The sequence below is a fragment of the Aeromonas sp. S12(2024) genome (genome assembly GCF_041402305.1).
Classification (GTDB): domain Bacteria; phylum Pseudomonadota; class Gammaproteobacteria; order Enterobacterales; family Aeromonadaceae; genus Aeromonas; species Aeromonas veronii.
Genome location: NZ_JBGLRB010000028.1, coordinates 19,074 through 27,220 on the forward strand (window position 1 = coordinate 19,074; position 8,147 = coordinate 27,220).

General features: G+C 60.8%; 7 protein-coding genes. All 7 read left to right on the plus strand.

Annotated features, from left to right (window positions below; all coding sequences use genetic code 11):
• Positions 1 to 135: 135 nt before the first annotated feature.
• The 7 genes from ACB035_RS19740 (at position 136) to ACB035_RS19770 (ending at position 7,977) form a co-directional block, all read left to right on the plus strand.
• A complete protein-coding gene (locus tag ACB035_RS19740) occupies positions 136 to 2,565 on the plus strand; it encodes a heavy metal translocating P-type ATPase (protein WP_371167970.1) in 2,430 nt (809 codons plus the stop codon).
• Complete coding sequence (gene cueR / locus ACB035_RS19745; protein ID WP_005356117.1) at positions 2,566 to 2,955, plus strand: Cu(I)-responsive transcriptional regulator; 390 nt, start codon at positions 2,566 to 2,568, stop codon at positions 2,953 to 2,955.
• 127 nt (positions 2,956 to 3,082) lie between these two features.
• Complete coding sequence (locus ACB035_RS19750) at positions 3,083 to 4,237, plus strand: GGDEF domain-containing protein (protein WP_005339596.1); 1,155 nt, start codon at positions 3,083 to 3,085, stop codon at positions 4,235 to 4,237.
• A gap of 30 nt (positions 4,238 to 4,267) precedes the next feature.
• On the plus strand, positions 4,268 to 4,531 hold the full coding sequence (locus ACB035_RS19755; RefSeq protein ID WP_005339598.1) for a YihD family protein: 264 nt from the start codon (positions 4,268 to 4,270) through the stop codon (positions 4,529 to 4,531).
• A 155-nt stretch (positions 4,532 to 4,686) separates the two neighbouring features.
• Positions 4,687 to 6,138 carry a cytochrome c oxidase accessory protein CcoG gene (gene ccoG, locus ACB035_RS19760; RefSeq protein ID WP_005356121.1) on the plus strand — a complete coding sequence of 484 codons (1,452 nt, stop codon included), beginning with the start codon at positions 4,687 to 4,689 and terminating at the stop codon, positions 6,136 to 6,138.
• Between the two features lie 103 nt (positions 6,139 to 6,241).
• Complete coding sequence (locus ACB035_RS19765) at positions 6,242 to 7,231, plus strand: serine/threonine protein kinase (protein ID WP_213390429.1); 990 nt, start codon at positions 6,242 to 6,244, stop codon at positions 7,229 to 7,231.
• A 137-nt stretch (positions 7,232 to 7,368) separates the two neighbouring features.
• On the plus strand, positions 7,369 to 7,977 hold the full coding sequence (locus ACB035_RS19770) for a thiol:disulfide interchange protein DsbA/DsbL (RefSeq protein ID WP_005339604.1): 609 nt from the start codon (positions 7,369 to 7,371) through the stop codon (positions 7,975 to 7,977).
• The last annotated feature ends 170 nt before the right edge of the window (positions 7,978 to 8,147 follow it).

Sequence of the window (8,147 nt, forward strand, 5' to 3'; positions counted from 1 at the left end):
CTCTCTGGCAGCAAGCGGGCGTTGTTTTTTCATCTGCAAAAAGTGGATCATGTGGCTTGAGCTTTCCCTTACAGTAAAGGTTAGGGTTTGCCAGTCGGCGTTTTGTGGTGCCGACGGGTTCCGGGGAGGAACAACATGACCACTTATCTTCAATCACCCATTCATCTGCAGTTGCCGCTGAGCGGCATGAGCTGCGCCAACTGCGCAGGCCGCATCGCGACCAACCTCAACAAACTCGACGGGGTATCGGCCACCGTCAACTTCGCGCTGGAGCAGGCGGCCATCGAGCTGGCCAGCCCCGACAGCCTGCCTGCGGTGCTCGACAGCATCAAGAGTCAGGGTTACGACTATGGCAGCGAGACCTTTTTGTTTCAAATTACCGGTATGACTTGTGCCGGTTGTTCGGCTCGACTGAACAAGATGCTGGCGGCGCTGCCCGGCGTTATCTCGGCCGAGGTCAACTTCTCCATCGAACAGGCCCGGATCGTGCTGGTCCCCGGGATGCAGACGCCAGCCGCTTTGCGCGAGCAGATCGAGGCGCTTGGCTTTGGCGCCCAACTAGCACAGGGTTCGGCCAGCGGCCGCCGCCAGCAGTTGCTGGAGCGGGAAGCGCAGGAGACCGCCACAGCCCGTCAGGCGCAGACCCGGGTCATCATCTCGGCTTTGCTCACCTTGCCGCTGCTGGTGGGGATGCTGGCCATGGCTGGACTGTTCCCCTGGCATCTGCCCGCCTGGCTCGAGCTGCTGCTCGCCACCCCGGTGCAGTTCTGGATCGGGGCCCGCTTCTATCGCGGTGCCTGGCTCGCCATCAAGAACCGCGCAGCCAATATGGATGTGCTGGTGGCAACCGGCACCAGCGCCGCCTACTTCTACAGCCTCTATCTGTTGTTGACGCTGGGGATTGCAGCCAGCGGCAAGCTCTATTTCGAAGCGAGCGCCATCATCATCACCCTGATTTCGTTGGGAAAACTGTTAGAGGCGAGAGCCCGCCGCAGCACCCAGTCCGCCATTCGCGAACTGATGGCGCTGCGACCGGAAACTGCCACCGTCTGGCGTGGCGAGAGCTGGCAGAGCGTCGCTATCGACGAGGTGCTGCGTGGCGATCGGCTGCGGGTGCTGGTGGGTGAGCGGGTGCCGGTGGATGGCAAAATCGTGAGCGGCGCCAGCGAACTGGACGAGTCGATCCTCACCGGCGAGAGCCTGCCAGTGCCGCGCAGTGAGGGCGGCAAGGTGCTGGGCGGTGCCATCAACCGCTCCGGTGTGCTGGAGATCGAAGCCACTACCGTGGGGGAGGATTCCAGCCTCAGCAAGATCATCGCGCTGGTGGAGAGCGCCCAGATGGGCAAGGCGCCGCTGCAACAGCTGGTGGACAAGGTCTCCGCCATCTTCGTACCTGTGGTGATGGCTATCGCCCTGTTCACCCTGCTGGTGTGGTACGCCATCAGCAACGATTTCGGTCAGGCGTTGCTGGCAGCGGTGGCGGTACTGGTGATCGCCTGTCCCTGCGCGCTGGGGCTGGCAACGCCTGCAGCCATCGTCACCGGTACCGGGGTGGCGGCGCGCCACGGCATCCTGATCAAGGATGTCGATACCCTGCAGAAGGCCCACGCCATCAAGGCGCTCATCTTCGACAAGACCGGCACGCTCACTCAGGGCAAGCCGGTGCTGGCCAGCTGGAGCGGCAATGACGAGCAGTTGCATCTGGCCGCCGCCCTGCAGCAAGCGAGCGAGCACCCGCTGGCACTGGCGATGCGGGAGGCCGTCGGCACAGAAGTGGTGTTGCCCCAGCCGGAAGCGGTGGAGGTGCGGGTCGGGGCCGGTATTGTCGGTCAGGTAGCGGGTCACACAGTCGCCATCGGTAATGGCTCCCTGCTGGCCCAGCTCGAGATTGAAATGCCGCAACAGGATGAACAAGCCGCCGATGGCGCGACCCGGGTTTGGGTGGCCATCGACGGAACGGTGGCTGGTATCGCCGCATTGGCCGATACCCTGCGCCCCGAGAGCCCGGAAGCCATCGCCACCCTGCGCCAGCGCGGCATCGCCAGCTGGCTGGTGAGCGGCGACGCACCGGCGCCGGTGGCCCATATTGCCGCCAAGCTGGGGCTGGACGGAGCCTTTGACTCCGTGTTGCCTGCTGGCAAGGTGGAGAAAGTGGAGGCGCTGCGGGCGCAAACCCGCGGGCTGGTGGCTATGGTGGGGGACGGGGTGAATGACGCCCCGGCGCTGGCGGCGGCGGACGTGGGCATCGCCATGGGCTCCGGCTCCGATGTGGCGATGGAGACCGCGTCCATCACCCTGATGCGCTCCGACCCGCGGTTGGTGGCCGATGCCATCGACATCTCGGCGGCGACCTGGCGCACCATACAGCAGAATCTGTTCTGGGCCTTCGTGTTCAATATCATCGGCATTCCGCTGGCGGCACTGGGCTACCTCAGCCCCGAGCTGGCGGGGGCGGCCATGGCCCTGAGCAGCATCACCGTTTTGAGCAATTCCCTGTTATTGAAACGCTGGCAGCCCAGGGCGGCGCACGGGCCAGCATCCAACCCGATCAGTAAGGAGGCATAAATGAACATCAGCAAGGTTGCCAAGGCCACTGGGCTGACCGCCAAGACCATCCGTTATTACGAGAGCATTGGCCTCATCACAGCCCCGGTACGCAGTGACAACGGCTATCGCAGTTACACCGAGGGGGCGCTGCGTGAGCTGCGTTTCGTCAAACGGGCGCGGGAGACCGGCTTCAATCTGGAGGAGTGTCAGGAGCTGCTGGCGCTCTATCGGGACGAACACAGAACCAGCGCCCAGGTGAAGAAGCTGGCGCAGGAGAAGATCGTCGATCTGCGCGCCCGCATTGCCGGTTTGCAGGCCATGCTTACCTCCCTGGAAGGGTTGGTTTGCTGCTGCCACGGGGATGAAAATCCCGAGTGCCCGATCCTCGATGAATTGGAGAAGGGGTGAGCAAGGACTCACCTGCCAGCGCAGAAGAAATCGTTATTGATTGATTAACTTCTTAATAAGCGGCGCTTTATTGTTGCGGGTCAGGGGGTAATGGTAGACTGCTCGGCTCTTGTACAGGAGTACTCAGTTGACCCAGAGTGTGACACGCCAGGTTAAGCAGGCCATTATGGCCCAGCTCTATACCCATGCATCGTTCAGTCTCCCCTGTTTGGGCGTGTTGGCATTTGGCTGGAGTCTGCTGTTTCACGACTATCTACCCGCCATCGAAGCGCTCGGTTGGCTGGCAGGCACTTTCCTGTGGCTGCTGGGTCGGGGCTGGCACTTGCGCTGGCGCCGAGCCCGCCTGCACCAGACTCCGTTGCCGGTGCTGGAGCGGGAGCTCTTTATCGGAGCCACCATCACCTCCATCATCTGGGCCCTCGGGGTGCTGCTCTACATGGACAAGCTGCCCGATACCTACCGGGCCGCCATGATGATGCTCTCCAGCCTCATTCTTACCGGCAGCGCCATCATGCTGTTTGGCAGCCGCCGTACCCTCTATGGTTCCGCCCTGCCGCTGGGCATGGCGATGCTGTTCGAGCTGGGCAATGGCAACGAGCAGGAGCGGATCGTCTCCTGCATGCTGGCGGGCTATCTTTTTGTCTTTCTGCCGACCCTGTTGCGCCGGATGCGGCGGGATCAGATCGCCTCGCTCCACCACCGCTTCTCGAACGCCGAACTGGTTGCCGAACTGAAGGCGGTCTCCGAGCATTTGCGTCTCACCTCCCGCCTCGACGGCCTGACCGGCATCGCCAACCGCGCCCATCTCGACGACTCTCTGGAGCGGGCCTGGCGGCGCTGCCATCGCGCCCGGGCGCCGTTGTCGCTGGTGCTGGTGGATGTGGATTACTTCAAGCAGTTCAACGATCTCTACGGCCATCAGCTGGGGGATGACTGCCTGCAACAGGTGGCTGGGCTGCTGGCCGAAGTGGAGCGGCGCGAGGATGATCTGGCGGCCCGTTACGGGGGCGAAGAGTTCGCCTTGCTGCTGCCCTGCACCGGCATGCAGGGGGCACTGCAGGTGGCCGACAATGTGCGGCAGGCGCTCAAGGAGCTAGCCATCCCGCACCAGAAGTCACTGGTCTCCGGTCGGGTCACATGTAGTTTTGGTGTTGCGACACTGATACCGGACAACAGCATGAAAATCGCCGATTTGATCCAAAAAGCGGATGCGGCACTCTATCAGGCCAAGCATAATGGGCGGGATCGAATCGAAGTAGCCTTGATGGGTAAGGTTGCCTGAATTTAACGTGACAGATTAAAGAGGTTGTCTATGCAATGTCATCGTATCGAAGAGCTGCTGGAGTTGTTGCAGCCTGCCTGGATCAAGGAACAGGATCTCAGCCTGGTGCAGTTTGTTGCCAAACTGGCCCAAGAAGCGGGATTTGAAGGGCCTCTGTCCGAGCTGACCGACGACATGCTGATCTATCACCTCAAGATGCGGGAATCCGACAAGCAGGCGATGATCCCCGGTCTGGCCAAGGATCATGTGCCCGATTTCAAAGAGGCGCTGCTCAAGGCGCGCGGAATCAAGTGAATCTTTAGCGGAAGCGCATCACCTCGTGGTGATGCGCTTTTTTGTTGCCTAAAATTGCGATCCAACCCCAATATTAGATACATCTAATCCACACAATTAGCATGCTGTTTAAGATATAATCCGCTCCATAACAAATAAGGGAGCGATGTCTTGCAATGGCCGACCACGATAAAATCGATATCAAGGACGTCACCGACAAGGGCGTAACCGGGACCTTCAACCCCAATACGTTCAAAGCCAGCGACGACAGATTCAACCCGGGCAACCGCATCTATGTGCGGGCCCAGAAAGGGTATTGGCAGCGGATGCGCAAGGCCATGGGCTGGTTCTTTGTGGCGCTGTTCGTGCTGCTGCCCTGGCTGCGTTACGATGGGCGACAGGCGGTGCTGTTCGACCTCGGTCACCAGCAGTTCCATATCTTTGGCGCCACCATCTGGCCGCAGGATCTGACCCTGCTCGCCTGGCTCTTCATGATCGCCGCCTTCGGACTCTTCTTTATTACCACCTTCCTCGGCCGGGTCTGGTGTGGCTATCTCTGCCCGCAGACGGTCTGGACCTTCATGTTCATCTGGTTTGAAGAGAAGCTGGAAGGGCCCGCCAACAAGCGGCGCAAGCTGGACGAAGCGCCCTGGAGCGGCGAGAAGCTGGCTCGCAAGGGGGCCAAGCATCTGGCCTGGCTGGCGATCTCGCTGGTGACCGGCCTGACTTTCGTCGCCTACTTCCAGGATGTGACGGAACTGGTGCCGGATCTCTTCACCCTGCAGGCCAGCGGATGGGTGCTGTTCTGGGTGCTCTTCTTCACCATCATCACCTACGGCAATGCAGGCTGGATGCGTGCCATCATGTGTATCCACATGTGCCCCTATGCCCGGTTCCAGTCCGCCATGTTCGACAAGGACACCTTCATCGTCGGCTATGACACCAAGCGTGGCGAGACCCGTGGCGCCCGCTCCCGCAAGGCGGACCCCAAGGCGATGGGGCTGGGCGACTGTATCGACTGCGATCTCTGCGTGCAGGTCTGCCCGACCGGTATCGATATTCGCGACGGCCTGCAGTACGAGTGCATCAACTGCGGCGCCTGCGTTGATGCCTGCGACCAGACCATGGAGCGGATGGGCTACCCGAAAGGGCTCATCAGCTACACCACCGAGCACAAGCTGGCCAACGACTCGACCCATGTGGCGCGGCCCAAGCTGATTGGTTACGGGCTGGTGATGGCGGTGATGCTGGGGGTATTTGTCTACAACGCCATGTCCATCATGCCGATGGGGCTCGATATCCTGCGGGATCGCAACCAGCTGTTCCGCGAAAACAGCGAGGGGCTGATTGAGAACACCTACACCCTCAAGATCCTCAACAAGACCCTGCAGTCCCAGACCTACCAGCTGGATGTGGAGGGCTTGCCCGAGTATCAGTGGTTCGGCCCCCGTGAAGTGACCCTGAAGGCGGGCGAGATCTACACCCTGCCGGTCAGTCTGGCGGTCGATCCTTACAACCTGAAACGGCCGGCGCTGGATATCCAGTTCGTGCTGAAACGGGAGGGTGCGGCGCCCGATGACAGCAAGGGCAACCTGCGCCAGGGCAGCAAGTTTATCAGCCGGTTGTAACTGCGTGTGGCTGCGGGCCGGGCGTGACACCAGTCCGGTCACCAGCGAGCACGGCAATGCCGGTCAGTAGTGATAGAATGGGGCGCAACGGCGCCCCTTTCTTATGGTGGATGACATGCGTTTCAACTATTCCGACCTCAATCCCGACCTCATCATGGATGCGCTCGATCTCAGTGGCCTGCGGCTCGACTCCGGCCTTATCGAGCTCAACAGCTACGAAAACCGGGTCTATCAGTTTCAGGATGAGGATCGTCGCCGCTATGTGGTGAAGTTCTACCGTCCCGGCCGCTGGAGCCGGGCCCAGATCCTCGAGGAGCACGAGTTTGCCACCCGTCTCGCCGAGGCTGAGATCCCGGTCGCCGCACCGCTCGCCTTCGCGGGCGAGACCCTGCTGGAGCACGAGGGCTACCCCTTTGCCATCTGGCAGAGCGTCGGTGGCCGCCAGTTCGAGGTGGATAATCTCGACCAGCTTGAGTGGGTGGGGCGTTTCCTCGGTCGCATTCATCAGATCGGCGCCAGCAAGCCGTTCCACCATCGGGTACGGCTCGATGTGGAGAGCATGCTGCACGAACCGCGTCAGCTGCTGGCGTCTGGCGAATGGCTGCCAAGCGGGCTGGCGAAGCAATTCTTCGGGGTGCTCGACGAACTGATCAAGCATGTCAGCGACGCCATGACCCTGGATGTGGCGCAGATCTCCCTGCATGGCGACTGCCACCCGGGCAACATCCTGTGGCGTGATGGCCCCATGTTTGTCGACCTCGATGATTGCCGTACCGGCCCCGCGATTCAGGATTTCTGGATGATGCTCAGCGGCGAGCGCCACGAGCAGCAGATCCAGCTCGATACCCTGCTGGCGGGCTACGAGGAGTTTATGGAGTTCGACTCGCGGGAGCTGGCGCTGATCGAGCCGCTGCGGGCGATGCGTATCGTTCACTACATGGCGTGGCTGGCGCGGCGCTGGGAAGATCCCGCCTTCCCCCGTCACTTCCCCTGGTTCAATACCGATCACTACTGGCGTCAACAGATAGCGACACTGCACGATCAGCTGGAGGCACTCAAGGCGCCACCGTTGAGCCTGATGCCAAACTGGTGAAATAGAAGGGATCTTGCGCGGCAAGGGGGACTCGATCTCCGGCCCTGACCATTGACGTCAGCATGGCGAAACAATAGGCTTGGCACTGCTTCGGTTCGCCGGGCGTGCCTCACAGTGATCCCTTAACAGGAAACATCATGAAAAAAGTTCTATTTTTCCTTGCTGCCATGCTGATGATCCCCATGGTTCACGCCGCCCCCGAGTTCAAGGAAGGCGTCAACTACGATGTGGTCAAACAGACTGGCAGTGCCCAGCCGGAAGTGATGGAGTTCTTCTCCTACTACTGCCCGCACTGCGCTACCTTCGAACCGATCGTTGAACAGTTGAAGGCCGGGTTGCCAGAGGGTGTGCCCCTCAAGAAAAACCCGGTTGCCTTCCTCGGTCGCGAGATGGGCCCCGAGATGCAGCGTGCCTACGCCGTTGCCAGCCTGCTCAACGCCGAAGCCAAGCTGACCCCGGCCATCTTCACCAAGATCCACACCCAGCGTCAGCCGCCGATGAGCCGTGACGATGTGAAGAAGATCTTCGTAGACAACGGCGTACCGGCTGAAGAGTTCGACGGTGCCGTCGACAGCTTCGCCGTCTCCGGCATGGTCTCCCAGTTCGATCGCAACACCGAGAGCTACAACATTCGCGGTGTACCGGCCTTCCTGGTGAACGGCAAGTACATGGTGAAGATTGAATCCATCACCTCTCAAGAGCAGTTCAACAAGCTGGTGCAGTTCCTGCTGGCCAAGAAAGACTGATACCCCTTGAGTCGATAAAAAGCCCGCCGGTGTGAACCGGCGGGCTTTTTGTTTTCTGGTGTCCCGTCCTGAATATGGTTTACACCTTTCCCCCCAATAAATGGAGAACCCGATGGGACAAGGTGTGAAACGGACACAGCGCGATTACTCGCTGACTTTTAAACTGTCAC